The sequence below is a fragment of the Agrobacterium sp. SUL3 genome (genome assembly GCF_001263295.1).
Lineage (GTDB): Bacteria > Pseudomonadota > Alphaproteobacteria > Rhizobiales > Rhizobiaceae > Agrobacterium > Agrobacterium tomkonis.
Map to the genome: position 1 here is coordinate 80,279 of NZ_KQ414499.1, position 24,225 is coordinate 104,503.

25 protein-coding genes and 3 tRNA genes are annotated in these 24,225 nt (G+C 58.9%); 14 read left to right on the forward strand and 14 right to left on the reverse strand.

Annotated features, from left to right (window positions below; all coding sequences use genetic code 11):
- The first annotated feature begins 291 nt into the window (after positions 1-291).
- The gene (locus tag AKG12_RS04210; RefSeq protein WP_046798154.1) at positions 292-924 is read left to right on the forward strand and encodes a TerC family protein; all 633 of its coding nucleotides are present in this window, start codon (positions 292-294) and stop codon (positions 922-924) included.
- Positions 925-1,407: 483 nt separating this feature from the next.
- On the opposite strand, the gene AKG12_RS04220 is transcribed toward AKG12_RS04210, so the two are convergent.
- Both AKG12_RS04220 and AKG12_RS04225 read right to left on the reverse strand, forming a co-directional pair.
- Complete coding sequence (locus AKG12_RS04220) at positions 1,408-1,776, reverse strand: MliC family protein (RefSeq protein ID WP_052817952.1); 369 nt, start codon at positions 1,774-1,776, stop codon at positions 1,408-1,410.
- Between the two features lie 665 nt (positions 1,777-2,441).
- On the reverse strand, positions 2,442-2,891 hold the full coding sequence (locus AKG12_RS04225) for a hypothetical protein (RefSeq protein WP_046798153.1): 450 nt from the start codon (positions 2,889-2,891) through the stop codon (positions 2,442-2,444).
- Between the two features lie 334 nt (positions 2,892-3,225).
- On the opposite strand from AKG12_RS04225, the gene AKG12_RS04230 reads away from it, so the two are divergent.
- Positions 3,226-3,552 carry a BA14K family protein gene (locus AKG12_RS04230; RefSeq protein ID WP_052817953.1) on the forward strand — a complete coding sequence of 109 codons (327 nt, stop codon included), beginning with the start codon at positions 3,226-3,228 and terminating at the stop codon, positions 3,550-3,552.
- A 74-nt stretch (positions 3,553-3,626) separates the two neighbouring features.
- Here AKG12_RS04230 and AKG12_RS04235 read toward each other — a convergent pair whose 3' ends face one another.
- The 3 genes from AKG12_RS04235 to AKG12_RS04245 all read right to left on the reverse strand — a co-directional run bounded on the left by AKG12_RS04235 (position 3,627) and on the right by AKG12_RS04245 (position 5,973).
- Positions 3,627-5,477, reverse strand: coding sequence for an ABC transporter ATP-binding protein (locus tag AKG12_RS04235; protein WP_052817954.1), 1,851 nt, complete (start codon positions 5,475-5,477; stop codon positions 3,627-3,629).
- Between the two features lie 312 nt (positions 5,478-5,789).
- A tRNA-Gly gene (locus AKG12_RS04240) sits at positions 5,790-5,863 on the reverse strand.
- Positions 5,864-5,888: 25 nt separating this feature from the next.
- Positions 5,889-5,973: transfer RNA gene (locus AKG12_RS04245), tRNA-Tyr, on the reverse strand.
- A 210-nt stretch (positions 5,974-6,183) separates the two neighbouring features.
- On the opposite strand from AKG12_RS04245, the gene rlmB reads away from it, so the two are divergent.
- The 5 genes from rlmB to AKG12_RS04270 all read left to right on the forward strand — a co-directional run bounded on the left by rlmB (position 6,184) and on the right by AKG12_RS04270 (position 10,016).
- Complete coding sequence (gene rlmB / locus AKG12_RS04250) at positions 6,184-7,071, forward strand: 23S rRNA (guanosine(2251)-2'-O)-methyltransferase RlmB (protein WP_046798150.1); 888 nt, start codon at positions 6,184-6,186, stop codon at positions 7,069-7,071.
- A gap of 71 nt (positions 7,072-7,142) precedes the next feature.
- Positions 7,143-7,535 (forward strand): acyl-CoA thioesterase, encoded by a 393-nt coding sequence (locus AKG12_RS04255; RefSeq protein WP_046798149.1) that lies wholly within the window; start codon positions 7,143-7,145, stop codon positions 7,533-7,535.
- A 5-nt stretch (positions 7,536-7,540) separates the two neighbouring features.
- The gene (locus tag AKG12_RS04260) at positions 7,541-8,134 is read left to right on the forward strand and encodes a hypothetical protein (RefSeq protein WP_046798148.1); all 594 of its coding nucleotides are present in this window, start codon (positions 7,541-7,543) and stop codon (positions 8,132-8,134) included.
- Between the two features lie 70 nt (positions 8,135-8,204).
- Positions 8,205-8,606: a DUF2946 family protein gene (locus AKG12_RS04265; RefSeq protein WP_052817955.1), complete on the forward strand. Its 402-nt coding sequence runs from the start codon at positions 8,205-8,207 to the stop codon at positions 8,604-8,606.
- Positions 8,607-8,651: 45 nt separating this feature from the next.
- Positions 8,652-10,016 carry a PepSY-associated TM helix domain-containing protein gene (locus tag AKG12_RS04270; protein WP_052817956.1) on the forward strand — a complete coding sequence of 455 codons (1,365 nt, stop codon included), beginning with the start codon at positions 8,652-8,654 and terminating at the stop codon, positions 10,014-10,016.
- A gap of 74 nt (positions 10,017-10,090) precedes the next feature.
- Here AKG12_RS04270 and AKG12_RS04275 read toward each other — a convergent pair whose 3' ends face one another.
- Together AKG12_RS04275 and AKG12_RS04280 are read right to left on the reverse strand one after the other, a co-directional pair.
- Positions 10,091-10,567 carry a nuclear transport factor 2 family protein gene (locus tag AKG12_RS04275; RefSeq protein ID WP_046798145.1) on the reverse strand — a complete coding sequence of 159 codons (477 nt, stop codon included), beginning with the start codon at positions 10,565-10,567 and terminating at the stop codon, positions 10,091-10,093.
- Positions 10,568-10,579: 12 nt separating this feature from the next.
- A complete protein-coding gene (locus AKG12_RS04280) occupies positions 10,580-11,191 on the reverse strand; it encodes an NAD(P)-dependent oxidoreductase (RefSeq protein ID WP_052817957.1) in 612 nt (203 codons plus the stop codon).
- A gap of 156 nt (positions 11,192-11,347) precedes the next feature.
- Between AKG12_RS04280 and AKG12_RS04285 the strand changes: the two genes are divergently transcribed.
- A complete protein-coding gene (locus AKG12_RS04285) occupies positions 11,348-11,731 on the forward strand; it encodes a winged helix-turn-helix transcriptional regulator (protein WP_046798143.1) in 384 nt (127 codons plus the stop codon).
- Positions 11,732-11,748: 17 nt separating this feature from the next.
- On the opposite strand, the gene AKG12_RS04290 is transcribed toward AKG12_RS04285, so the two are convergent.
- The gene (locus AKG12_RS04290; RefSeq protein ID WP_082178707.1) at positions 11,749-12,171 is read right to left on the reverse strand and encodes a GNAT family N-acetyltransferase; all 423 of its coding nucleotides are present in this window, start codon (positions 12,169-12,171) and stop codon (positions 11,749-11,751) included.
- A gap of 108 nt (positions 12,172-12,279) precedes the next feature.
- Complete coding sequence (locus AKG12_RS04295; RefSeq protein ID WP_003507620.1) at positions 12,280-12,633, reverse strand: DMT family protein; 354 nt, start codon at positions 12,631-12,633, stop codon at positions 12,280-12,282.
- Between the two features lie 268 nt (positions 12,634-12,901).
- On the opposite strand from AKG12_RS04295, the gene uvrB reads away from it, so the two are divergent.
- Positions 12,902-15,838, forward strand: a complete 2,937-nt coding sequence (uvrB, locus tag AKG12_RS04300) for an excinuclease ABC subunit UvrB (protein ID WP_052818344.1) — start codon at positions 12,902-12,904, stop codon at positions 15,836-15,838.
- Between the two features lie 178 nt (positions 15,839-16,016).
- Here uvrB and AKG12_RS04305 read toward each other — a convergent pair whose 3' ends face one another.
- A complete protein-coding gene (locus AKG12_RS04305) occupies positions 16,017-16,685 on the reverse strand; it encodes a hypothetical protein (RefSeq protein WP_285277723.1) in 669 nt (222 codons plus the stop codon).
- Positions 16,686-16,794: 109 nt separating this feature from the next.
- On the opposite strand from AKG12_RS04305, the gene AKG12_RS04310 reads away from it, so the two are divergent.
- The gene (locus AKG12_RS04310; RefSeq protein ID WP_052817959.1) at positions 16,795-17,763 is read left to right on the forward strand and encodes an alpha/beta hydrolase; all 969 of its coding nucleotides are present in this window, start codon (positions 16,795-16,797) and stop codon (positions 17,761-17,763) included.
- A gap of 37 nt (positions 17,764-17,800) precedes the next feature.
- Here AKG12_RS04310 and AKG12_RS04315 read toward each other — a convergent pair whose 3' ends face one another.
- Entirely contained in the window at positions 17,801-18,226 is a 426-nt protein-coding gene (locus AKG12_RS04315; protein WP_052817960.1) for a DUF1801 domain-containing protein, read from the reverse strand.
- Between the two features lie 163 nt (positions 18,227-18,389).
- Here AKG12_RS04315 and AKG12_RS04320 point away from each other — a divergent pair, with 163 nt between their 5' ends.
- Both AKG12_RS04320 and AKG12_RS04325 read left to right on the forward strand, forming a co-directional pair.
- Positions 18,390-18,845: a PRC-barrel domain-containing protein gene (locus AKG12_RS04320; RefSeq protein WP_046798139.1), complete on the forward strand. Its 456-nt coding sequence runs from the start codon at positions 18,390-18,392 to the stop codon at positions 18,843-18,845.
- Between the two features lie 202 nt (positions 18,846-19,047).
- Positions 19,048-19,617: a DUF922 domain-containing Zn-dependent protease gene (locus tag AKG12_RS04325; RefSeq protein ID WP_409514868.1), complete on the forward strand. Its 570-nt coding sequence runs from the start codon at positions 19,048-19,050 to the stop codon at positions 19,615-19,617.
- A 7-nt stretch (positions 19,618-19,624) separates the two neighbouring features.
- On the opposite strand, the gene AKG12_RS04330 is transcribed toward AKG12_RS04325, so the two are convergent.
- Positions 19,625-20,227, reverse strand: a complete 603-nt coding sequence (locus tag AKG12_RS04330) for a J domain-containing protein (RefSeq protein ID WP_046798137.1) — start codon at positions 20,225-20,227, stop codon at positions 19,625-19,627.
- Positions 20,228-20,624: 397 nt separating this feature from the next.
- Between AKG12_RS04330 and AKG12_RS04340 the strand changes: the two genes are divergently transcribed.
- The gene (locus tag AKG12_RS04340; protein WP_046798136.1) at positions 20,625-20,978 is read left to right on the forward strand and encodes a nuclear transport factor 2 family protein; all 354 of its coding nucleotides are present in this window, start codon (positions 20,625-20,627) and stop codon (positions 20,976-20,978) included.
- A 60-nt stretch (positions 20,979-21,038) separates the two neighbouring features.
- On the opposite strand, the gene AKG12_RS04345 is transcribed toward AKG12_RS04340, so the two are convergent.
- Positions 21,039-21,114, reverse strand: a tRNA-Thr gene (locus AKG12_RS04345).
- A 210-nt stretch (positions 21,115-21,324) separates the two neighbouring features.
- Here AKG12_RS04345 and AKG12_RS04350 point away from each other — a divergent pair.
- Entirely contained in the window at positions 21,325-23,064 is a 1,740-nt protein-coding gene (locus AKG12_RS04350) for a GGDEF domain-containing protein (protein WP_052817963.1), read from the forward strand.
- A 31-nt stretch (positions 23,065-23,095) separates the two neighbouring features.
- Here the strand turns inward: AKG12_RS04350 and AKG12_RS04355 are convergent, their stop codons facing one another.
- Positions 23,096-24,205: an endonuclease/exonuclease/phosphatase family protein gene (locus tag AKG12_RS04355; protein WP_046798135.1), complete on the reverse strand. Its 1,110-nt coding sequence runs from the start codon at positions 24,203-24,205 to the stop codon at positions 23,096-23,098.
- Positions 24,206-24,225: the final 20 nt, after the last annotated feature.

Consider the following 24,225-nt stretch of genomic DNA (forward strand, 5'->3'; position numbering starts at 1 on the left):
CACGCGCTTCAAGCGTGCCCCGAGGCCCGCATATGGTGTGTTGTTTGCGACATTTAAACCCTTGGGAGGATGACATCGACGCAAGCCGCCGCGAGCGCCTTTCTGCTATTCTCGATCACTAATTAAGATATTTCCATCACAACTTCTTTACCTGCACCGCCATGATGGCTTAAGGACAGTCCATCGCCGGGGGAGACGGGCGATCGCAATGCGGCGCCGGGCGCGCCATCCCATGCCATATCTCGATCCGTCGCTTCCCCGCGGCCTTTCTATCCGTTTCAGGACCATCCCATGGAAATCTTTACAGCCGCCGGTTTCACGGCATTCTTACAGGTCATTGCGATCGATCTCGTTCTGGCGGGCGACAATGCCATCGTCATCGGCCTTGCCGCTGCGGGGCTTCCCGCCCATCTTCGCCGCAAGGCAATCCTGGTGGGCATCATCGCCGCCACCGTTCTGCGCATCGCCTTTGCCGCCGTCACCGTGCAGCTTCTCGCCATTGTCGGCCTGCAATTGTTCGGCGGCCTGCTGCTCGCCTGGGTATGCTGGAAGATGTGGTCCGAATTGCGCGAAGCCGCCGGCTCCATCGAAGACGAGGTGACCGACGAAGAAGCCGATCTGACCAAAGGCCACAAGACCTTCTTTCAGGCCGCAACCCAGATCGTCATTGCCGATGTCTCCATGTCGCTGGACAACGTTCTGGCTGTTGCCGGCGCCGCACAGGAACATGTGACGGTACTGGTGATCGGCCTCATCGTCTCGATCGCTCTCATGGGGCTTGCCGCCAACTTCGTCGCCAAGCTGCTGCACCGCTATCGCTGGATTTCCTATCTCGGCCTGATTGTCATCATCTACGTGGCACTCAACATGCTCTATCACGGCGTGATCGAAGTCTTGCCCTATATCAAGGCCTATCTGGGCTGAGCCGCCCCCGCAGCAACGCCATTTGAAAGGCCCGGAAACGTAAAGGTTTCCGGGCCTTTTTTACGAGCTGACGAGCACGGCGAACTTCTTCAAAAAACCATTTCGACCAACCGGCAGGCACACCTCAAGAATCATCAGGTTCAACCGCTGCAACATCCGGGCAAGGCAGGGAAATCGTAATTTCTCGCCTATGGATTCTGGCAATTGAGGTCAGCCACAAGCAAGCCTAGGGAGCTAGTAATAAGTCATAATAATAAAAAGAAAGGTAAAGCTGCCAATGGCTTATGACTGGAGCGGCGGTCGTACCCGCCGCCTTCGAAGGATGAAACTCGGCGTTGTCGCAAGCTCCCTCATCCTTCTCGCGCTGCTGGCGTCGCTCGTTCTCGTCTGAACGTGCCGCAAGCGCAGACCAACACTGACCGGCGGCATGGCAAGGTTTCATAACCGCCCTGCCGCCGCTCCTTTAAGGGCAGCCGTCGGCGATCAGGACTTCTTCTTTTCCACGCAATGAACCGGCTTCTTCATCTCGGGATCGGCCATCAGATCGTATAGATCGGCCTCATCACCCTTCGACCACCAGACATGGACGCCGCCCTGATATCTGGCCCCTGAGCCTGAAATGACATTCGCGGCAACGATGACGCCATCCTTCAGTCCCAGCCGCACGAGGCTGATGTCGCCGGCATTGAAATAAACGGCCTCCACCGTGTCGGCGGCGCATTGATAGACAGTCTCGACCTTCTCGATCGTCGTGTCCTTCGAAAGCGGAATCATCAGATCATCCGCCAGGGCGGCGGAAGCGACCGGCGACGACAAGATTGCAAGACACGTGACGGCGATGGATTTTTTCATGATGACCCTTTCCTGATCCGGTCGAAACATAAGGTCACGACAGCAAAGCCAAAATTGGGCGGACCATTCCTGGCCTTTTGGAATTTGCGGCAACATGAATGACGGGAGACATACCGCAGCTTATCGACGACGCACGTCAGTTCGTGTCGGAAGACACCCCGGTGCCCTTATCGATACATCCAATAAGCGACACCAAGAATCACCGCCCACATCATCAATGATATGGCCAGCACCGCGAGATAGTTTCGAAATCGTCTGGTCATCCGCCCACATTGCCGGTCGGCCGTCACGGGACAGCTCTCACCGTTGAATTGCTGGATGCGGGTCGAACCGCAGGATCAACTCTTTCTACCAAGATACTGAATCACGGACTATTCACAGATTTTACCCGCCCGAAAACGGGGTTGCCCAAGGGCCCGGATGTCACTCCCCGCCACGCCTGACCATTGGGGGCATTGCCCCACCTCTGTCCCGTCTGGCGATGGACAGCGCGTGAACACAACCCCGCCATTGCCGGCAGGGTTTGCAAAAGAGATAAAGGCGCACAACTTCGGAGGAAGTTCAAACACGCCCTCCCCGGCTGAAACGGTATCCCGCCTGCCGATATGATTTTGGAATCAGTCTGATGGTCGGGCGACGGCAGTCCGCCGCCGCCCTGCCCCATATCAGCTCTTCAGCGCCGTGTTACACAGGCTCCAGTAGCCGCCGCCCTTCTGGATCCACTTCAGATCGCCGAGCGTGCCGTCATCCTTGTTCTTGTGATAGGAGTCGACACAGGTCTTCAGGCGAGCCTTGCCGGGCGTCTCGCTTGAATATTTCTTATCGACAGCACTCGGGAAAGCGACACCCTTCGGGGCCTTTGTCGTCGCTTTTGCGGGTTCCTTGTCTGTGGTGGCCGCGACCTGCTTATCGTCAGCCGCATCCTCGGCCGCCGCCTCACTGCCGCAGAACTTGGCGCGATAGTCGTTCCACTTGACGTCCTTGGCCGACCCGTCGGCTTTCGCCGCCTGATATTTCACGCTGCACTCCTTCATGGTGAGTGCGGCTGCGGGGGAGACGAACGCTGCCGATGCCAGCAGCGCAAAGGATGAGAGAATGACAACCCTGTTAAACATTGAAGACTCCCGTTTGCATGATTGCCGGCCGACTATCCGACCGGATTTTCCGCTTGTCAACGAGCAGTGCGGGAAGGACGCAAAGTCGAATTGACGGGAAATGAAACCTGCTCACGCGACACGGCATCGTCCTGATGAAGACGGCGTCATGCCGCCTCACATTTTGCGCGTGGACGCGTAATGACCAACAGCCCCGGAAGCAGCCGGTCCAATCCCGCCGCTCCACCTTTCCGCCAATCTCGAAGAATCACGTATTCGTGTGACGTCAACCCTCTGACGGAACGAATTTCCTAAATTTTCGTTAGCATCCCGAACGAATAACGAGGATTTATCGATGTTGAGGATGCCGAAGACTATCTCCGCACTCGCTCTTGGCGTCGCATTATCTGGCGCTTCCGTCATACCAGCCCATGCGCTGAGCCTCATACAGCCGGCCTATGAACCGCCGGAACAGGCGCAGAATTCGAACCAGCACAGCTACCCTGCATCCGCCTTCGCCGCGGGAAAGGGTGACGAAGCCACCTCCAATGGTTACGCCCTGTCGCAGGCGGAGATAAACCATGTCAAATGGTGTGCGGCGCGATACACGTCCTACCATCCGACCGACAACAGCTACATGGCACCTGCGGGTACACGCACGCAGTGTCTTTCTCCCTATTGATCCGGCTTCGAGAACAGCGACTTTAAATGGTGGGTGGCACCCAACACGTTTGCGGCAAACGCATATCTGTCTGATCACTCGTCTTCCGGTATGAAGCCGCCGATCTGGCGCTTCCAGAGCCGCGCAAACAGCCCGTCCCGCTCAACCAGTTCCTCCGGCCGCCCCTCTTCGACGATTCGGCCGTGATCCAGCACGATGATCCGATCCATTCTCGCGATGGTCGACAGGCGGTGCGCGATCGCGATCACCGTTTTGCCTTCCATCACCAGATTGAGCTTTTCCTGAATGGCGGCTTCGGATTCGCTATCCAGCGCAGATGTCGCTTCGTCGAGGATCAGAATGGGCGCATCTTTCAAAAGCACGCGGGCAATGGCGACCCGCTGGCGCTGTCCGCCGGAAAGCTTGATGCCGCGGTCCCCGACAAACGCCTGATATCCCTTGCGCCCCTCGCTATCAGCGAGGTCAGCAATAAAACCATCCGCCTTCGCAACTTTCGCCACCTGCTCGATATCCTCGAGCGTCGCCTCCGGTCGGCCGTAGCGAATATTGTCGCCAACCGACCGGTGCAGCAACGCCACATCCTGCGCAATCACCCCGATATTGCGGCGCAGGCTCGTCTGCGAGACATCGCGGATATCCTGACCGTCGATGCGAATGGCACCACCCTGAATGTCGTAAAACCGCAGGAGCAGATTGACCAGCGTCGTTTTTCCCGCGCCGGAAAGGCCCACGAGCCCGACCTTCTCTCCCCCGCGCACCGTCAGCGACAGGTCGTCAATCACCGGCTTTCCAGCCTTGTAGGCAAAGCGGATATGGTCGAAATTTATATCCCCGCTCGAAACACTCAGTTCCGCCGCGCCTGCCCTGTCAATAATGGTCGGCGGCGTCGTCATGACAGGCATGGCATCCTTGATCGTGCCGATCGCCTGGAATATCTGCTGGCCCATTTGCAGGAAGGTGAATGTGTGACCCGACAGCCGCTGCAATATATAGACGGCGCCGACAAATTCTCCGACCGTAATGAAGCCCTTCACCAGACCGGAAAAACCCACCGACAGGATTGCCAGCCATAACGCCATGTTGAGCGCCACGACAACCAGTTCGGACGCGCGGTAGACACGCTGCTCCCTGTGCTGCGTCTGCACCGCCTTGTTCAGGATACGGCGGATTGCGCCCGCCTCGCTGTCTTCGGCGGCGAATTGCTTGATCATCTGCATATTGCTGTAGAGATCGGTGATCGCACCCGAGACAAGGCTCTTTTGCTTGGCCGAACGACGCGACCGCTCCGTGAAGACGGGGGCCAGTTTAACGGCGAGCCCCACATTCAGCACGATCCAGATGAACACCGGCAGCGCCAGCTGCCAGGACAAGGCGGCAAGAAGCGCAAGAGAGCCTATCATTTGCAACAGGAAACGCGGTCCGGTCTGAAAAGCGTTGATGATCTGCTGCTGAACGGCCGACGAGACCTGCGAAAGACGCGAAGCGACCTGCCCAGCATAAAGCTCATGGAAAAACGCCAGATCCTGCCGCTCCACAGCCTTGTGGCCCTGCCACTGGATGGCCGCCGGCATCGCAATGCCGAGCGTATGCGAATTGAGCGTATTGAGAAGAAACGACGCTATCGGCATGGCAGGGAAGATCAGCAGCCCGAGGACTGCGAGCAGCCGCCATTCATGACGCAGGAAAACCTCCGCGCCCTGCGCCGTCACGCCATCGACGATGACGGACAATCCCCAGATGATGGAGAGATTGATGGCTTCCACCGCCATGGACGACAAGGCGAGAGCAATGAGGACGTCGCGAAACATCGAAATGAAATGCAGCAGCACCGCCACGGGGCCTTTCGACGGCAACGGGCGGAAGGGAATCTCGAGTGGCCGTATCAATGTCTCGAAAGGGCGAAAAATCGTATCTGAAATCGACATGGGCCTCTCGGATCACAGCTTGGTATCGACGGGGAGGAATCAGTTACGCGCCCGGCATGGAACCATGACCGGCCTTTGACCTCAATTGCAAAGAATGGCGGACGCCGCCTTCGCGGCAAAGCGCTCAAACATGGTGTCAAATCTACAGATGACGCCATGACGGCCTGATGGCCGAGATTCCGATGCAGATTATCGGCAGGCTCGACAGGTAAGATGATTGCGGGCGAACACCGTTTCGCTTCTGCATAGGCGAGGCAAAACGCTGTGAAATCAGCGCTTAATCGACGTCATGGATTTTATGGGGAGAATAGCTGGAGCGGGTAGCGGGAATCGAACCCGCGTATTCAGCTTGGAAGGCTGCTGCTCTACCATTGAGCTATACCCGCGGTGGTGATTTCGATCCGTGCAGAATGGTGGAGGGAGTTGGATTTGAACCAACGTAGGCGTAGCCAACGGATTTACAGTCCGTCCCCTTTAACCACTCGGGCATCCCTCCAGCGTTCTGCTAGGATCGAGCTACCAAGCTCTTTAAGATTTCGCTGCGGCGAAGCGCCGTTGCGTCGTCTGTGGCGCGTATATGACGGCCTCGTTCGTTTCTGTCAACACGCCCTTTCACGAATTTTCGGGAAAAAATTCAAACATCTTTACAGCCCTGTGGATTATCGCGGGGGCTGGTGCGCGCCTCTTTGCGGAGATATAAGGCGCCATGAGCAAAGACGATCCCAACAACAAATCCACCCGCGATACGCACTACGCCACCCTGCGCCGCGCCGTACGCGACGCCAAGCGCGAAAGGGGCGAAATCCCCACTCCGCCGCAGCAGCGGCGCAGGAACCGCGATGCGGACGACTGGAAGCCCCCGCAGCTTGCGCCGGATCAGGTGCATCTTTACGGCCTGCATACCGTGCGTGCCGCTCTCGCCAATCCCGAACGGCAGATCGTCAAGCTCTCCGTCACCCAGAATGCCCTTGCGCGTCTGGATATCGGCGAGGCGGACGCCCAGCCCTTCCCAGTCGAGATGGTTTCCCCGCAGGATATCGACAAGGTGCTCGGCCCCGAGGCGATCCATCAGGGCGTGATGCTGGAAACGAAGCCACTGCCGGTCAAGAGGCTCGGCGCGCTGAAGGACAGCCCGCTCGTCCTCGTGCTCGATCAGGTCACCGATCCACACAATGTCGGCGCCATCATGCGCTCGGCGGTTGCCTTCAACGCCGGTGCCGTCATCACCACAATGCGCCATAGCCCGACCGAGTCAGGCGTATTGGCAAAATCCGCCTCCGGCGCGCTGGAACTCATTCCCTATATCCAGGTGACCAATCTGGCCGATGCTCTGGGCGAGCTGCACAAGCTCGGCTTCTTTTCGGTTGGGCTGGATTCGGAAGGCCCCGCCCCCATCGAACAGACCTTCAGCGGCGCAAAAGTCGCGCTGGTGCTGGGAGCCGAAGGCAAGGGCCTGCGCCAGAAGACTCGCGAAACGGTCTCGGCGCTCGCCCGTCTCGATATGCCCGGCGAGATCAAATCGCTTAACGTGTCGAATGCGGCGGCCATCGCCCTTTACGCAACGCAGCAATTTCTGGGCAAAGCGTCGTCCTGACGCTTTCCCTTCCTTGCGAAATCCCAAAGCGCAACGCATGCTGCGCTTTTTCGCAAGGAGCAAATTTCAACATGACCGAGCAGACCATCAAACCGACCGGCGAGCTGACGCTCAGGACACTTGCCATGCCGGCCGACGCCAATCCCGCCGGTGATATTTTCGGCGGCTGGGTCATGTCGCAGATGGACTTGGCGAGCGGCATCCGCGCAGCGGAACGCTCGCGCTGTCGCGTGGTCACGGCCGCGGTCAAGGAAATGGCCTTCGAACTGCCGGTGAAGATCGGCGATACTTTGTCCATCTATACCGACATTGCCCGTGTCGGCCGCACCTCCATCACATTGACGGTTGAGGCCTGGGCACAGCGTTCGCGTTTCGACAAGCTGGAAAAGGTCACCGCCGGCACCTTCATCATGGTGGCGATGGACGAAAACGGGCAGCCGACGCCCATTCCCCCGGCGGAGTAGGCACGATGGAGGCCGCCGTCAACGCCGCGGAAGCCTATTCGCACATCCGTGCCGTCATGGGCATGGTGGTCGGCCTCAGCCTCGCCCGCCTGCTGACCGGCCTTGCCGGTTTCGTGCAACATCCAAAGAAGGAACGCATCTATCCCCTGCATCTCGGCTGGGTGGCGTTCCTGTTTCTGATGCTGGTGCATTTCTGGTGGTGGGAGCACCGGCTTTCCGCCACCGGCCACGTGCTGGGCTTCGGCGCCTTCCTGTTCCTTATCCTGTTCTGCTCGCTGTTTTATTTCCTCTGCGTGCTGCTGTTTCCCACCGACATGAAGGAATATAAAGGATATGAGGACTACTTCTTTTCCCGCAAAAGCTGGTTCTTCGGTTTTCTGGCAGCGCTTTTCGTCACCGATGTCGGTGACACGCTGCTGAAGGGACAGGACTACCTCGCCACGCTCGGCCCGGAATATCTCATCCGTACAACCATTTACGTCGTTCTTTTCACGTCCGCCGCCTTCATCGGCAACCGCCGCTTCCACCGGTTCCTGGTGGTCTTCGCGCTGATCTATCAGATCGCCTGGATTTTCCGCACCTACGACCTGTTGGCCTGAAGACCGCAACGCCCTGATGCCGTCATTGTGTCGCGGTGACATTTAGCCGCGATTATGGCATTCCGGCCTTATGGGATATATTCGCAGGATCATGCAGGACAGAAGCTCGGCGGGCGCCATCGCCACGCTGGCCGTCCTGCTTTTCCTTCTGCAGGGTCTCGCCAATGGCCTGACCAGCGGCAACATGGCCATGGCCGCGCTTGCGGCGGATGAGGTCATCTGTTCCAGCCATATGCCGGAAGGGCCAGCAAAGCAGGACCCGGTGGGCAAAATTGCCGCCGACTGCTGCGGAACGCTGTGCCGGCTGGCATCGGCCACCATAGCCACCCTTCCGGTTACGCCTGTCGAACGCGCGGACAGGATCGTTACGACGGACGAAGTCGCCTTTTTGAACTTCGACGCGGCATTGCCGCCCTCGCCGCCGAACCTGGAATCACGCCCACGCGCACCGCCCACCCCCCCGCAGAACTGAAACAATCCCGGCCTGCCGGAAATCACTCTTCTTGCGGAGACATCCATGTCCGTTACGACCTCTTTCGAGGGCGAGCGCGCGCCTGCGCATTCCTCGTCCATCAATCTTTACCGCGCCGTGTGGCGCTGGCATTTTTATGCCGGTCTCTTCGTCCTGCCCTTCATGATATCGCTCGCCGTCACAGGCGCCCTTTATCTCTTCCGGGACGAATTCGATAACCTCATCCATTCGGATTTGAAGCGGATAGAGATGGTTCAAGACGCACCGAAAGCGCTTCCTTCCGAAATTGTTGCCGCTGCACTTGCTGCGGTTCCAGGCACTGCCGTCAAATATACGACCCCGGCCGATCCCGGCGCATCGACGGAAATCACCGTCAATACGGCGGATGGCAAGCGCGCCGTCTACGTCAATCCCCATACGGCTGAGGTTTCCGGCTCCCTGCCGGATCGCGGCACCGTCATGTGGACGATCCGCTATCTCCACAGCCTGAAATATTTCGGCACCTATGCCCGCTATCTGATCGAGATCGCCGCCGGCTGGTCGATCCTTCTCGTCGCCACCGGCATCTATCTCTGGTGGCCGCGAAAACAGACCGGCGGTGTGGTCACCCTGCGCGGCACGCCGAAAAAGCGGGTCTTCTGGCGCGATACCCATGCCGTCACCGGCATCTTCGTCGGCATTTTCATCGTCTTCCTCGCCCTCACCGGCATGCCCTGGTCGGGCGTGTGGGGCGCAAAGGTCAATGAATGGGCGAATGGCAGCAATTTCGGATATCCGGCCGGCGTGCGCACCGATGTTCCGATGTCCGGCGACCATCTCGATCACGTGGCCAAAACAAGCTGGTCGCTGGAGCAGGCAAAAATCCCCGAATCCATTGCGTCCGCCATCGGCCAACCGATCGGGATCGATGCGGCCATTGCGCGTTTCGACGGCTTGGGCCTCGCTGCCGGTTACGCCGTCGCCCTGCCCACCAAATCGTCCGGTGTCTATAGCGGCTCCGCCTATCCTGACGATCTGAGGAAGCAACGCGTCGTCCACCTCGACCAATATAGCGGTGAGCCGCTGATCGATATGAGCTACGCCGATTACGGCCCGCTCGGCAAGGCGCTGGAATGGGGCATCAACGTGCATCTGGGCCAGCAATATGGCCTCGCCAATCAGATCGTACTCGTGATGGCCTGCATCGGCATCGTGCTGCTTGCCGTGTCAGCCGGCATCATGTGGTGGAAACGTCGCCCGAAAGGCTCGCTCGGTGTACCACCTTTGCCACAGGAAAAACGTGCGCTGCGCGGCCTCATCGCCCTGCTCGCCATTGGCGGCCTCATGTTCCCGCTGGTGGGCGCAAGCCTGCTGGTGATGCTGGCGCTGGATCTGATAGTACAGTCTCGCCAGAGAAGGCGGGCCGTTTAAAAAGGCGTGCTCTAAAATGGAAACAGCCGGGCGAAAATCCCGGCTGTCACCCTCGATATCAAGGAAAGCCCGACTTAGAACATCGTATTGTTGTTCGCCGCCGTTTCCGGCACCGGCTGGATCACGTCCCAATGTTCGGTGATCTTGCCATCGGTGACACGGAAGATATCGACGATAGCCCTGCCGCGATCGCTTTCATTTTCCGTCGAATGGATGTGCAGATAGACCAGATCGCCATCCGTGGCGCTGCGAACGATGCGCGCTTTCGACTGCGGATTCTCCTTGAAGAAGCCGGTGAAGTAGTTGACGAACGGCGCCTTGCCGTCCGGCACCATCGGGTTGTGCTGCTTGTAGCTGTCGACGAGGACGGCGGCGCCTTTGTCTACCTCATGCTTGTTGAAGACCGTGTCATAAAACTCGATCACCAGTTTGCGGTTGGCTTCTTCCTGCGCGAAATCCCGTGTTGCGGTTTGCGCAAGTACAGGCGCGGCCGCCAAAGCGGGCACGAGGGCGAAAGCGGCGATGGCAAGACGGCGTGTTACGAAATTCATGGATGATACCTCTCAATAACCGACGGTGAAACGCTGGCGGGAATGCTGCGGCTTCTCGATTTCATCGACAAGCGCGATCGCATAGTCTTCGAAGGAAATACGGCTGCCCTCATCGTTGCTGAGCAGGCTATCCTTGCCGATGCGGAATTTTCCGGTTCTTTCCCCCGGCACGAATTCGGCTGAAGGCGACAGGAAGGTCCAGTCGAGCTGTTTTTCCTGTTTCAGCAGATCAAGAAACTCCGCACCCTTGGTAGCCTCAGCCTTGTAGGCGGCCGGGAAATCCGGCAGGTCGACCACGCGCTGGCCGGGCGCGATTTCAAGGCTGCCGGCACCGCCGACCACGAGATAACGCTGAACACCGGAAGCGCGCACGGCCTCGATGAGCTTCAAGGAATCGCTGGCAGTGAAGTGCACCGAGCTTATCACGGCATCGTGACCCTTCAGCAGCTCCGAAAGCGCTGCCTGATCGAAAACATCGCCCTTCTTGGCCACCACATTCGGCAGGCTGGCGATCTTTTCAGGAGCGCGGGCAATCGCCGTTACCTGATGCCCGCGGTCGGAAAGTTCCTTCAAAATGCGGGAGCCGGCATTGCCGGAAGCGCCGACGAGCGCGATTTTAGCCATGGCTTCTGTCCTTTCGTCACTATCGTTATCGGTCTAAATAATAGACCGCGAAAGAGAGCTATGATATCGCAACCATAGCCGCAAGAAGTCAGCGGCGGCTGATCTGGTCACATGGCGATGACCTTGATGGGTGAAAAAGGGCAAGGGGTAAGAACAGTGACGGATACGCAAACAAAGGAAATCTTCACCTTCGAGCAACCCTGCCCGATCCGTGACGTACTGGATCGCATCGGCGATCAGTGGAGCCTTTTGGTTCTGGAAGCGCTACAGGGCGGCGTGCTTCGCTTCAACGAACTGAACCGCAGGATCGACGATATTTCCAAGCAGATGCTGTCGCGCACGCTGAAGCGGCTGGAAGAGGATGGCTTCATCCGCCGCACGCTTTATGCCGAGGTGCCGCCGCGCGTGGAATATGAACTGACCAATCTCGGCCGTTCGTTTCTGGTGCCCATGCAATTGCTGGTGCAATGGGCGGACGAGAACCATGTCCGCATCTGCAAGGCCCGCCTGCAATATTCCGAAAACGACAATCGCGGCTGACCGTAAGCAGGCCGCGTCTATCCCAGCCGATAAACCTTGCAGACCAGCCCTTCCGGCTGACGATAGGTCGTGAAGCCCATGGCCTCATAGTAATGCTGCCCGAGCATGTTGTCCGCGCCGATGCTGGCATCGATATTCTGAAGGCCCCGCGCCTCCGCCGCCTTGCGCGTTGCCGCAAAGAGGGCGGATCCCACGCCTCTTCGCGCCGCCTGCGGGCTGACATGGGTGCCGATGATGCCCCAGCCTTGCGCCACGCCATAGGGATTGTCCTCCCGCGCATAACGCAGTGACTGGAAGCCCAGAATACGTCCGTCCTCATCCTCGGCAACCGAGCATTCGATACGGTCGGCGTGCTGGATGTAATTCTCCAGCACCGCCGTGATATCCGTCGGTGCTTTTCTGAGGCCGGCCGAGAATATCTCGTTCTGCACCGCCGCCATTCCCATTGCATCGTCAACTTGTGCAGGCCGTATTTTCATCGGTACATCACCTCATATCCGCTGCGACTGGTCCCGGACCGGCAGAGCGCCGGTCTCTTCCGTCCGTCTTCAGGACCGGAAAATGAAGGATGCACCGAAAGCGATCAGCGCAAAACCGATCACATGATTGATGGTGATGCTTTCCTTCAGCCAGAAGATCGAAAACAGCGCGAAGACCGCAAGCGTGATGACCTCTTGAATGGTCTTGAGCTGCGCGGTGGAATAGACCTCCGAACCGATGCGGTTCGCGGGAACGGCAAGCACATATTCGAAGAAGGCGATGCCCCAGCTGGCGACAATCGCCAGGAAGAGCGCGCTGCCCTTGTGCTTCAGGTGGCCGTACCAGGCGAAGGTCATGAAAACATTGGAGGCGATAAGCATCAGGACAGGCCAGATATGGGCAGGGCTGATTGAAAACGGCATGATGGGTCCTGGAAAAAAGGGAAGGATGTCAGGAAATGCGGCAGGAGGAGGCAGTCAGAAGGGAACCCTCATTCTGCCCGTATGGATTTGCTCTAGCGCATCCGCCTGAAAACCGGAATCGATTTTCTACGGATTTGAGCAAAGCTGTTTTCAGCCGCTACGCAACGCATCCGGCCGAATTTTGTTCCACACGCTTCGTTTCCTTTTTGTACTCATTTTTTCACCGCATCCCCTTCCCTTTATGCGTGACTCCCTCCATATTTCGCGCATGGCCAGATCACCGAAAAAGTCCACCTCCTCGCCCCCGGGCTTCGAGGAAGCTCCGCAATCGTCATTCGAAGGTGCGCCGCTCAGCGGCAGCGTCGCCGATTGGGTGAAGCAGCTTGAGGCGGAAGCCGAGGCGGGCTCGGTGGAAACCCAGCGCGAAATCGCCTCGAAAGCGGGCAAGCACCGCAAGAAGATCGAGATCGAGGCCCGCAAGGAAGCGGAAAAAGCAGCCTCCAAGACGGCGAAGAACACCACCGCGTCCAAAACTGCGCGCGGCGTATCCATCGGCGCGTCGAGCGATCCAAAAACCCGCGCCGCCGCCGGCCTCAATCCGGTGGCCGGCATGGACGTGTCGCTGGAAGAAGCCGCCAATCTCGCCCCGGGCGCCGTCACCGCCACAGTGGATGCGCTGTCGAAACTGATTGAAAGCGGCAATCCGCTGTTCAAGGACGGCAAGCTATGGACGCCGCACCGCCCGGCCCGGCCACCGAAATCGGAAGGCGGCGTCGCGATCCGCATGGCTTCGGACTACCTGCCCGCCGGTGACCAGCCGACCGCCATTGCCGACCTTGTTGAAGGCATCGATTCCGGTGAGCGCAGCCAGGTGCTGCTCGGCGTCACCGGTTCCGGCAAAACCTTCACCATGGCCAAGGTCATTGAAGCGACGCAGCGCCCGGCCGTCATCCTTGCCCCCAACAAGACGCTGGCCGCGCAGCTCTATTCGGAGTTCAAGAACTTCTTCCCCGACAATGCGGTGGAATATTTCGTCTCCTACTACGATTATTACCAGCCGGAAGCCTATGTGCCGCGCTCCGACACCTTCATCGAGAAGGAATCTTCGATCAACGAACAGATCGACCGGATGCGCCACTCCGCTACCCGCTCGCTGCTGGAACGCGATGACTGCATCATCGTCGCCTCGGTCTCCTGCATCTACGGTATCGGTTCGGTCGAGACCTATACGGCGATGACCTTCCAGATGCAGGTGGGCGACCGGCTGGACCAGCGCCAGCTTCTGGCCGACCTCGTGGCCCAGCAATACAAACGCCGCGACATGGATTTCCAGCGCGGTTCTTTCCGTGTGCGCGGCGATACCATCGAAATCTTCCCGGCCCACCTTGAGGACGCCGCCTGGCGCATCTCGATGTTCGGCGACGAGATTGATTCCATCACCGAATTCGACCCGCTGACCGGCCAGAAAACTGGCGACCTGCAATCCGTCAAGATTTACGCCAATTCGCACTATGTCACGCCGCGCCCGACGCTGAACGGCGCGATCAAGTCGATCAAGGAAGAACTGAAGGGCCGCCTCGCCGAGCTGGAAAAGGCCGGACGCCTTCTGGAAGCCCAGCGGCTGGAGCAGCGCACCCGCTACGACATCGAGATGCTGGAAGCGACCGGCTCCTGCGCCGGCATCGAGAACTATTCGCGTTACCTAACCGGCCGCAATCCCGGTGAACCGCCGCCGACCCTGTTCGAATATATCCCTGATAACGCCCTCCTCTTCATCGACGAAAGCCACGTTTCCGTCAGCCAGATCGGCGGCATGTATCGCGGCGACTTCAGACGCAAGGCGACGCTGGCCGAATATGGCTTCCGCCTGCCCTCCTGCATGGACAACCGGCCGCTGCGCTTCGAGGAATGGGATGCGATGCGCCCGCTCACCGTGGCGGTGTCCGCCACCCCCGGCTCATGGGAGATGGAACAGGCCGGCGGCGTCTTTGCCGAACAGGTCATCCGCCCGACCGGCCTCATCGATCCGCCGGTGGAAGTGCGCTCGGCCCGCAGCCAGGTCGACGACGTTCTCGGCGAAATTCGCGAGACCGCCGCCAAGGGCTATCGCACGCTCTGCACCGTGCTGACCAAACGCATGGCCGAGGACCTGACCGAATATCTGCACGAACAGGGCGTTCGCGTCCGTTACATGCACTCTGACATCGACACGCTGGAGCGTATCGAAATCATCCGCGACCTGCGCCTTGGCGCTTTCGACGTGCTTGTCGGTATCAACCTGCTGCGCGAAGGCCTCGACATTCCCGAATGCGGTTTCGTGGCCATCCTCGACGCCGACAAGGAAGGCTTCCTGCGCTCGGAAACCTCGCTGATCCAGACCATCGGCCGCGCCGCGCGTAACGTCGACGGCAAGGTCATCCTTTATGCCGACAATATCACCGGCTCGATGAAGCGGGCGATGGAAGAAACCTCCCGCCGCCGCGAAAAGCAGATGGCCTATAACGCCGAACACGGTATCACGCCGGAATCGGTCAAGGCGAAGATCTCCGATATTCTTGATTCAGTTTATGAGCGCGATCACGTAAGGGCCGATATTTCTGGCACTTCCGGCAAGGGCTTCGCCGATGGCGGCCATCTGGTCGGCAACAATCTGCAGGCCCATCTCAACGCGCTGGAAAAATCCATGCGCGATGCCGCCGCCGACCTCGATTTCGAAAAGGCCGCCCGCCTGCGCGACGAAATCAAGCGCCTCAAGGCCGCCGAATTGGCCACCATGGACGACCCCATGGCCAAGGAAGAAGCCCGCGCCGTTGAAGGCGGCGGAAAAAACAACAGACGCAGCCGCTTGCCGATCTCATCCCCAGAGGGGGGTGAGCCACACGCCGCAACCTCCCTCTTCGCCAAACCCGCACTGGACGAGATGGGTCCGGGTTCGGACGCTGGAAAGCCGCTGTTCCGCAGAAACTCGCTGGACGAAATGACAGTGGGCAGAACCGAAAAACCCGTACGCGGCGCCCTGCCCGACAAGCCGGAAACCGAGCCCGGCAAACGTTTCTCACCGCTGCTGGAAGGCCAGCCGGAGCGTACGACGGACGATCCAAGACCGCTGGTACGGGGCAAGATCGGCGCTGGTTCCTACGAGGATGCCGGTGAGCAGAAGCGCAAAAGCCGAACCAAGGGGAAGACGGGGCGGCCGGGCCGCTGATGCGCAACGACCAATCAGGCGGGGGCGATAAATTTGCCCCCGCTTCGGCGTTGTGCCTGGCAGAACAGCTTCCGATCATGGCCGGAGCGCTTCCAATATAGGTTTGCGGCCGCTTTACGCCCGGAAATGCGTAAAAAAGACAAAGCACGTCCGGCGAATCCGTTTAACCGGATACGTTCTAACCTTCACAACGGCTGACCCGCGTCGCAATCTGTGCCGCCCCAAACACCTTCACCAGATCCGCATCGAGGGACATCGGGATGTAGTCCTCATTTTCCGCAGGCCTGATATAAGTCGAGAAATAGATCGGCCCATTCGGCAGGACGCCGGCGACGCAGACCCGCAATATCTCTATCTCCGTGCTGCCGCGGATGCGCGGCCCCTCAATGCGCGAGCGGCGCACTTTCTCCTGTAATGCGGTGAGCCTTGCAATATCCTCAGGCTTTATTCTCCACACGCTGGTGCCCCATCCGGCCCGGTGTTTTACGTTGAACCGTGCGCGGTCAGCCTCAGCCATGTTTTCTTCGATCAGCCCAAATGTTTCGACAGTCTTGTCCTTCACCCCATCGGTGGTGCTACGGATGATCATAACCGCATCGCCGGCGCGTAATGAAAGGAAGGTGGGAAGCTGCAAGCCCACCCGGACATGCTCGAAATTCATCGTCAGAAAATCGAGCCGCATCAGCTTGGGAATACTGGAAATCGGCGTGGTCATGCAGCCGGAGAGGAAAACGAGCAAAATAAGCAATGGTTTGAAACGCGATAATGTCAATGTCATCATGAAACCCTGGAGACTGTGGCGCGATATGAACGGCTGCCGCATCCAGGTTTCCGAAGCTGAAGCCATAAGACCGCCCGCAAACTTGCAAGGAGAGCATTACCGCAACATTATGCCCAGACCACGCGGTTCCCGCGAATGTTGATTATCTTCTGGAAATGGCGGCAGGGAGAACGGCATGCATCGAAAAAATCTGGCGGCCTTCTGCCTTTTGCTTTCCTGGGGACCAGCCTTCTCCGGCCAGATCGAGGATGCCACTTTCCACAGCGCCGCCCTCAACGTGCCGCTTCCCGTCAACATCTACCGCCCGGACGGCACGCCGCCCGAAAACGGCTGGCCGGTGCTTTATCTCCTGCATGGCCATGATGGCGATCAGAACAGCTGGCGTGATCTCGGCAATATCGAAAAGACGCTCGACACGCTCATCGAAGCAGGCGCCATCCGTCCGTTGGTGGTCGTAATGCCCGGTGTCGAAAACAGCTGGTACGTCGATTCCGCCGCCGTCGGTGGTCCCGGCGACTATGAAACGGCCTTGACCGGCGATCTGCGCCACCAGATCGAAAAAAACCTGCCGGTGCGCAAGGATCGTGAAGGCCGCGCCATTGCCGGCCTCTCCATGGGCGGTTTCGGCGCGTTGCATCTCGCCTATGGCCACGAAGACCTCTATGGCGCCGTCGCCAGCCTGTCTGGCGCAATCTGGCAGAACGTGCCCGCCTCCGATCTCGACAAGACGCCCGCCGAACTGAAGCTCATTCAGGACAGCGCCTTCTTCCATCGCATCGACCCCACCACCGTCACCAGCGGCATTGTGCTGCCTTCCACCGGCGATCATTTTTCCGGCGCCTTCGGCACACCTTTCGATGCAAGGCTCTTTAATGAAAAAAACGTCTTCACCCTCGTCGCGCAGCACGTCGCCGAAAGCCAGGATCTTCCCGCCACCTATCTGACCGTCGGCGACGATGACGGCTTCTTCCTCTGGCGCGGCGCCATCGCCCTGTATGAGACGCTACAGGCCGACAAGCGCAAATCCGAACTGCGGGTGACCGATGGCGATCACGTCTGGTCTGTGTGGAAGGTTTCGATCATCGACGCGCTGAAATTCATCGACAGCGAATGGGACAAGGCAGCGGATGTCGCGCAAGATTGAGGAACCCGCCTGTCTTCTTACTGCCGGATCAGCCTGATCATTTCCCAGCCCGCTTTTTTCCGGTTTTCACCGACGCGTTCAACGCCACGGCAGCCCGGATCAACGTTATCAGCGCTTCCTCATCCACCACATCCCCTTCGTGAAAATCGATTGCCCGCCGCATATTGCCCTCAAGGCTCGAATTGAACAGACCCGTCGGGTCAGCGAGTGAAGCACCCTTGGCGAAGGTCATCTTCACGGCGTTCCTGTAGGTTTCACCGGTGCACAGAATGCCCGCATGCGACCAGACTGGCACACCGCGCCATTTCACCTCTTCGATCACCTCCGGATCGGCCTTTTTGATCAGCGCTCGGACATGCGCGAGCGTATCGCCGCGCCAGTCGCCTAGTTCCGCAATTTTCCGGTCGATGAAGGCCGATGGTGCTATATCCCCCGCATCTTTCTCCGCTGTCGTTTTGGCCATGACACTCTCCCGATTTCACTGCGCCGCGGCTGCCGGCCCGCCTCGCGACTGTTTCGTCTTTCAGCATAGACCAAATTTTCATGTCCTCCCACGCGGAACCAAATTCCCGCTTCACCGTTTCCTCCCCGAACGCAACGTTCAGCATACAAAGGGAAGAAACATCATGAAAATCAAGGTCATCGCGCTCGCTGCCGCGGCAGTGCTCTCTTCTTCCGTGGCTTTTGCCCAGACGGCCACCACCGCCCCCGCTGCCGGCGCGGATGCCGCTTTGTCCGGCCCGGGCATCACCATGGGCACCAAGGCCAACGGCCCGCTGAAGTTCGTTAATGTCCAGAAGACCGACCTCACCGCCTCCCAGCTCGACGGTCTCGACATCTACAATGCCCAGAACGAAAACATCGGCGAAATCGAAGATGTCGTCATCGGTGACGGCAAGTCGGTGATCGGCCTTGTGGCCAGCGTCGGCGGTTTCCTCGGCATAGACAAGAGCTACGTGGTGCTCGACCCGGCCTCCGTCGCGGTCCACAACGACAACGGCACCTGGAAGGCCTATGTCGACACCACCAAGGAAGCGCTGCAAAATGCGCCGAAGCTCGACTACGACAAGCTGGACGACTGATTACCCCTGCAGTCGCAAGCTTGCCCCCGCGATCCGTCATCGCGGGGGTTTTTCATGCGGCATATTCCGGCCAGGCATCTGGCAATCCCATCGCACAGACCCTTGCCTGACAGCCCGCCTCTCGCCTATCTTCGGCTCGCAAATCACCAAGGATCCATGCGTGCCCGCCAAGACCATATCCGCCCTCGCCACCAGCACCGTCATGATGTTGCTAAGCGCCGTTCCGTTGTCTGCGCAATCCACCGGCTGGAAACCCGCAGAGCAGATAAAAACCTATGCCATCAGCGGTAATACCGGCGGTGCACTATACCAGTCGATCGGCGAACGCGGCCCGACCGCCGGTGTACAGGCGATCGCCCACACGACCTTCAAGCTGACCTGGCGGCGGGATTATCGTCCGCAGCCAGATGGCGCCTGTGTTCTGGCCACAGCAAGGCCCAATCTCACCATTATCTACACTTGGCCGAAAGCACCGGCGCAATTGCCATCCGCCGTTGCCGCCAGCTGGAGAACCTTCATTTCCGGCGTCGAAACCCATGAACGCGTCCATGGCGACCATATCCTCGACATGGTGCAAAAAATCGAGGCCTTCAGCACTGGCCTCCGAGCAGAAAACGATCCCAAATGCCAGAAGGTGCGCGTTGTCCTGCAGCAACGGCTGGGCGAGCTTTCCAACGAGCAGCGCCAGCGCGGCCGTGATTTCGACCGCGACGAGCTTTCCCCCGGCGGGCGGGTGCACAAGCTCATTCTCGCACTGGTCAACGGTCCCTGAAGAGCGGTTATTCCGCCGCCTCGCCCTTCAGCAGCGGCTCGGAAAGCACCATGGTCTCCAGCTCATAGGAATAGCCCTCAAGCATCGTATAGGCCTGCTCGATTGCCTCGATCTGGGCTTCCGCATTGCGGATGGCTTCGGCGATCGACTGGCTGCGGGCGCGCAGCATGGAACTCAGCACATCGGTCTCCGGCTTGCGGCCGAGACGATCCATATGTTTGCGAACCCGCGTGCGGTGCCGTTCAAGTTCCAGAATATGGAAGCGGCTTTTGAGAATATCGTCTGTCAGCTTGCGGCGCATGGCGGCCACGGGATCAAAGCTTCCGGGCTCGCGCTCATCCAGAATGAACTCGTTGACCAGCGTTTCAAGCATCAGCAGGCCCTTGAGATCCTTGGCATCGGCAAGCTGCGGGTCGTAACCTGTGTCATCGAACACCTTGCGGCGCACCGGATCCTTCAAAAGCTCGTAGGCCGTTTGCAGGCGGGCGAATTGATCCGCGTCGCCACCGCTGTCGGGATGGGCTGCCTTGGCAACCTTGCGATAAGCCGACTTGACCGCCGCCTCGTCGGCATCGCGCTCCACGCCAAGCAAAACATAGGGATCGATCACAAAAACACCTTCAAACGCAAACTGTTACCCGCATGCCTGATACCACCGTCACAAGACCTGCGGGCGGATCATAGGCCAAATCCACCCCGCGCGGCACCCCGCACCGGCGGTTAAACCGGCAAAGCCCACATAAAAGCCTCATGACGCGCCGCAGGACGACCGGCGGAAAAGCCCTTGATGCCGAAATTTGTCGGACCCAAGGCGACTATAATGACAGGCGGGACAAAATTGTGGAAAGCGGCAGCAAAACATGTCGCCATTCCGCACGACGTATTTGTGGCAGGCATCCGTAAAACACCTTTGCGAAGGCGTAACGGGCACGTTTTCAGGAGGTTATGGTGGAAACTCACCAACGGGTGTAAGCTCGGCTTTTGGATCTGAAGGGAGGGATGATCCGATGCCACAAACCATTACCCAGACCGTCACGGACTATGTGCACGCCATGGCCTATGCCGATGAGGGCCTGATGCGTGACGTTTTTGATCCCCGCGCCAGCATCGTCGGTACCTTCGAGGGCGAGACCGAATGGCTGTCTCTGGAGGACTTCGTTGACCAGATGCGAAAAACCGAACGCGGCCTTCCCGATCACGACCCCACGTTCGAAATCATCGGCATCGACAAGGAGGGCGACAGCGCCTCGGTGAAGCTGACGACAAGTTTCGATGGGATGGATTTTTACGAATACCTGTCCCTGCTGGAACACGAAGGCAACTGGTCGATCGTGCACAAGCTTTACCACATCAAGCGGTAGATACGGTCCGGAAGAGCAACAGAAGTGCGGGTGGGGACAGGTTCAAGCTAGTGAAAATACTGGTGCCCCCGACAAGGTTCGAACTCGTGACCCCCTGATTACAAATCAGGTGCTCTACCAACTGAGCTACAAGGGCAATCCAGTGCCTTGCCAACTATCAGATTCTGATCTGGTGTAAAGCAAAAACTGATGACACGGCATCAGCGAATATCTTTTCCACATCACATGCGCTTAACGTCTCGAAGACCATCATCGCGGCAAAGGCCCGGAAAATAAGCGAAGTATTTACGCAGCGCCGGTAAGATGGCGATGAAACATAACCATTGCAGCGAGAAATACGCCTCAGATGCGCGCGAGCATACAGAAAATACAGCTGACAGGCACGATCGTCATCGCCGCGAGTTCAATTCTGCTGGCCACTCTCGCCGCGGTGCCGAGTGTCTCCAATTATCTGCGTTACCGCGCCAATGCCGCCCAGCTCACCCGTTTCGAAACTGCACTTCAGTCCGCATGGCTGATCTCGGCTGAGCGCGGCCCTGCAAACAATCTGATGGGCGCACCCGCCCCCGATCCGAAACTGGTCGAGGGGCTTGCAGCTGCGCGCAAGGCGACGGATGACAAGCTGTCGGAGCTTGAAGTTTCCTTCACCGAGGAAATCAAGACGCAGCCCGAACTGGCGAAATCACTGGCTGAAACCCGCCAGAAGCTCGCCCAATCCCGCGAAGCGGTGGATCGGGTTGCCGCGCTCCCTTCTTCCACGCGCAGCCAGAGCGCCATGTCCAACGCGATTTTATCGATGTTCAAGGCAGCCGATAGCGTCAACCTGCTGCGCGGCAAGGCGGCACGCGCCGTCATCAAGGTCACGCCCGACGTGGCGATCGACATCGCGATGACCGGCACTGCCGGCGTAATGCGCGACAGGATTGGCAGACTCGGCTCCTATGTAGTGATGAGTCTGCGCGCAAACCGGCAGGATAAGCTGGGGTATCGCGCCAAGTTCGATAATGAAATGCAGGGCCTTCTGTCGCTGAAAGCCTCGCTGATCAACTACACCGCCGCCTACCTGTCGACGCCGGGACTGGACAAGGCGTTTCAGGATATGGAGACCTATTATTTCGGTCAGGCACTGCGTTACGCGCAGAACACGATCGTGATAGCCATGCCCTCCGCCCAGCCGAGCATTCTTGAATTCTCCAGGAACTATATTGCCGGCATGCGCTCGTCCGATACGCTGCGCGACCTCATTCTCTCCGAAACGCGGGCAAGACTCGAAAAAAGGAAGAACGAGGCTCTGGTCTTTGGTGGAGCATCCCTTCTTCTCGCCGCCATCGCGGTTCTGGTTCTGCTGCGGCTCACTTCCGTCTATAGAACGGCGCTGTTCCAGCCCATGCAATCCGTCCGGGCGCAGATCGCCGCGATCGCCGCCGGTGACCTTTCCGAAACCCGTTGTGAAGACAGGGTTGCCCCGGAAGTCAAGAAGATGTTCGAGGAACTTGATTTCCTGCGCGAGCAGCTTCGCCAGAAGGGCGAAATGGAGAACCAGCAGCGCGCGCTGGCCGAGCAGCTACGCACGCTCTCTGAAACCGATTCCTTGACGGGCGTCTTCAATCGCCGTGCGCTGGAAAAGGCCGTTCGTGCCATATTGAGCGGCGAGGAACAGTATCAGTCGCTCGGCGTGATGATTGTCGATATTGACCACTTCAAATCGATCAACGATCGTTATGGCCACGCCATGGGCGACCTCGCGCTGCAAAAGACGGCGGGGCTTTTGCGCAGCGCATTGCGCAAGAACGATATTCTGGCCCGTTACGGCGGTGAGGAATTCGTCGTCGTGCTGCAGGATGTCAGCCATGCCACCGCGACGGCAACCGCCGACCGCCTTCGCCGCCTGATCGAAGCCCAGGTGATTGATGAGCAAAGCGGCTTGTCGCTGACCGCAAGCTTTGGCGTTGTGTGGCAGGAAGCGCGGGCGATAAGCAGCTGGGACGAGTTGATCGCAATCGCCGACGACCGGCTTTATGAAGCCAAACGCGCCGGCCGCAACCGCGTCTGGGCCACTTATTTCCCAAAGGTCGCCAACGGATAGATGCTGGCATGGATCGGCAATGCCGGCGGTTCTAGATCAAATCCAGCGTCATCACCACCGGGCAGTGATCGGAAGCCTTGGGGCGATCCCAGCCGGTGCGCGGATAACGCTCCACTTCCTGCCCCGGCGGAAAGATGGTGCGATACGGCTGGCCCGCCCGGATGATTTCAGGAGCCCTAGTCGCGTTGATTTCGGCCAGGCGCGGTGAAAGCCAGATATAGTCCAGCTGGCACAGGTGCTGCTCCTGCGGCCCGCGGGAATGATAGAGCGTCCAGCGATCCATGACATCACGGCGCAGCATCGGATTGGTAACGAAATCATCGGCGGTGAAGACATCGAGCGCGCTCCGCGCTTCCTCAATGGGCGTGAAGCCGTAGCCGTTGCGCCGGTCACCGGAAATCGCCACACGCTCCTGATAATCGTTCATATCGCCGCAAATGGCGAAATTCTTGTTGCGTGTATTGCCGACACCCCAGCGGTTTTCGATGATACGGCGCACGGCCATGGCTTCCGCCTCGCGGATCGGCATGGTGGCGAGCCGCGCATCGACCGGGTCGCGGGAATTGGTCATGGATTTGAAATGCGTGACGTAAAGCGTGAGCGGCTTGCCGCCGATCCGGAGGTCTATTTCCAAGCAATCCCGTTTGAAAATCTTGTCGTCGATCTGGTTAGTCGCAGCCAGCGCCGGATTGAAGAGATCGAGATTGCGATAGGTTAGCGCCGCATGGCTCTTGATGTCGACCACCTCGATTTTGTCACCATCACGGGTCTGCTCGCGCATGACGACGGCGACATCGATGCCGCGGCTGTCATTGCCCTCGACCAGATATTTCTGCAGGTAGCCATTGCCGACCATGCGGTAAAGATAGCCATATTCGAAGGCCTGCAACGCGGCCATGTTATCGACCTCCTGCAGGCAGAGAATATCCGCATCCGCGTCCGCTATGGCGAGCGCCGAAAGCTGGCGCGTATCGTCTGTGGAGGAGACTGTCCGCGCGCTTTCAAGCGCCTGATAGGTCGCCTCGTCCCTGATATCGAACAGCTGGATCGCCCTGTCGCGCCGTGTCTGGTTGCGAAACCCGGTGAAATCAAAACGGGTAAGAAGATTTTCGATATTGAAGGTGGCAAGCCGAAGCGACATGTTTCATTCCTGTTGCTGGA

Excerpts from the sequence above, each read along its gene's own strand:
- uvrB (WP_052818344.1), top strand. The coding sequence starts at position 12,902 with ATGGCCAGATCACCGAAAAAGTCCACCTCCTCGCCCCCGGGCTTCGAG.
- rlmB (WP_046798150.1), top strand. The coding sequence starts at position 6,184 with ATGAGCAAAGACGATCCCAACAACAAATCCACCCGCGATACGCACTAC.
- AKG12_RS04280 (WP_052817957.1), bottom strand. The coding sequence starts at position 11,191 with ATGGCTAAAATCGCGCTCGTCGGCGCTTCCGGCAATGCCGGCTCCCGC.
- AKG12_RS04220 (WP_052817952.1), bottom strand. The coding sequence starts at position 1,776 with ATGAAAAAATCCATCGCCGTCACGTGTCTTGCAATCTTGTCGTCGCCG.
- AKG12_RS04210 (WP_046798154.1), top strand. The coding sequence starts at position 292 with ATGGAAATCTTTACAGCCGCCGGTTTCACGGCATTCTTACAGGTCATT.
- AKG12_RS04305 (WP_285277723.1), bottom strand. The coding sequence starts at position 16,685 with ATGGCTTCAGCTTCGGAAACCTGGATGCGGCAGCCGTTCATATCGCGC.
- AKG12_RS04295 (WP_003507620.1), bottom strand. The coding sequence starts at position 12,633 with ATGCCGTTTTCAATCAGCCCTGCCCATATCTGGCCTGTCCTGATGCTT.
- AKG12_RS04235 (WP_052817954.1), bottom strand. The coding sequence starts at position 5,477 with ATGTCGATTTCAGATACGATTTTTCGCCCTTTCGAGACATTGATACGG.
- AKG12_RS04255 (WP_046798149.1), top strand. The coding sequence starts at position 7,143 with ATGACCGAGCAGACCATCAAACCGACCGGCGAGCTGACGCTCAGGACA.
- AKG12_RS04350 (WP_052817963.1), top strand. The coding sequence starts at position 21,325 with ATGCGCGCGAGCATACAGAAAATACAGCTGACAGGCACGATCGTCATC.
- AKG12_RS04270 (WP_052817956.1), top strand. The coding sequence starts at position 8,652 with ATGTCCGTTACGACCTCTTTCGAGGGCGAGCGCGCGCCTGCGCATTCC.
- AKG12_RS04310 (WP_052817959.1), top strand. The coding sequence starts at position 16,795 with ATGCATCGAAAAAATCTGGCGGCCTTCTGCCTTTTGCTTTCCTGGGGA.
- AKG12_RS04340 (WP_046798136.1), top strand. The coding sequence starts at position 20,625 with ATGCCACAAACCATTACCCAGACCGTCACGGACTATGTGCACGCCATG.
- AKG12_RS04275 (WP_046798145.1), bottom strand. The coding sequence starts at position 10,567 with ATGAATTTCGTAACACGCCGTCTTGCCATCGCCGCTTTCGCCCTCGTG.
- AKG12_RS04320 (WP_046798139.1), top strand. The coding sequence starts at position 18,390 with ATGAAAATCAAGGTCATCGCGCTCGCTGCCGCGGCAGTGCTCTCTTCT.
- AKG12_RS04265 (WP_052817955.1), top strand. The coding sequence starts at position 8,205 with ATGGGATATATTCGCAGGATCATGCAGGACAGAAGCTCGGCGGGCGCC.
- AKG12_RS04315 (WP_052817960.1), bottom strand. The coding sequence starts at position 18,226 with ATGGCCAAAACGACAGCGGAGAAAGATGCGGGGGATATAGCACCATCG.
- AKG12_RS04260 (WP_046798148.1), top strand. The coding sequence starts at position 7,541 with ATGGAGGCCGCCGTCAACGCCGCGGAAGCCTATTCGCACATCCGTGCC.
- AKG12_RS04355 (WP_046798135.1), bottom strand. The coding sequence starts at position 24,205 with ATGTCGCTTCGGCTTGCCACCTTCAATATCGAAAATCTTCTTACCCGT.
- AKG12_RS04230 (WP_052817953.1), top strand. The coding sequence starts at position 3,226 with ATGTTGAGGATGCCGAAGACTATCTCCGCACTCGCTCTTGGCGTCGCA.
- AKG12_RS04325 (WP_409514868.1), top strand. The coding sequence starts at position 19,048 with ATGATGTTGCTAAGCGCCGTTCCGTTGTCTGCGCAATCCACCGGCTGG.
- AKG12_RS04225 (WP_046798153.1), bottom strand. The coding sequence starts at position 2,891 with ATGTTTAACAGGGTTGTCATTCTCTCATCCTTTGCGCTGCTGGCATCG.
- AKG12_RS04290 (WP_082178707.1), bottom strand. The coding sequence starts at position 12,171 with ATGGCGGCGGTGCAGAACGAGATATTCTCGGCCGGCCTCAGAAAAGCA.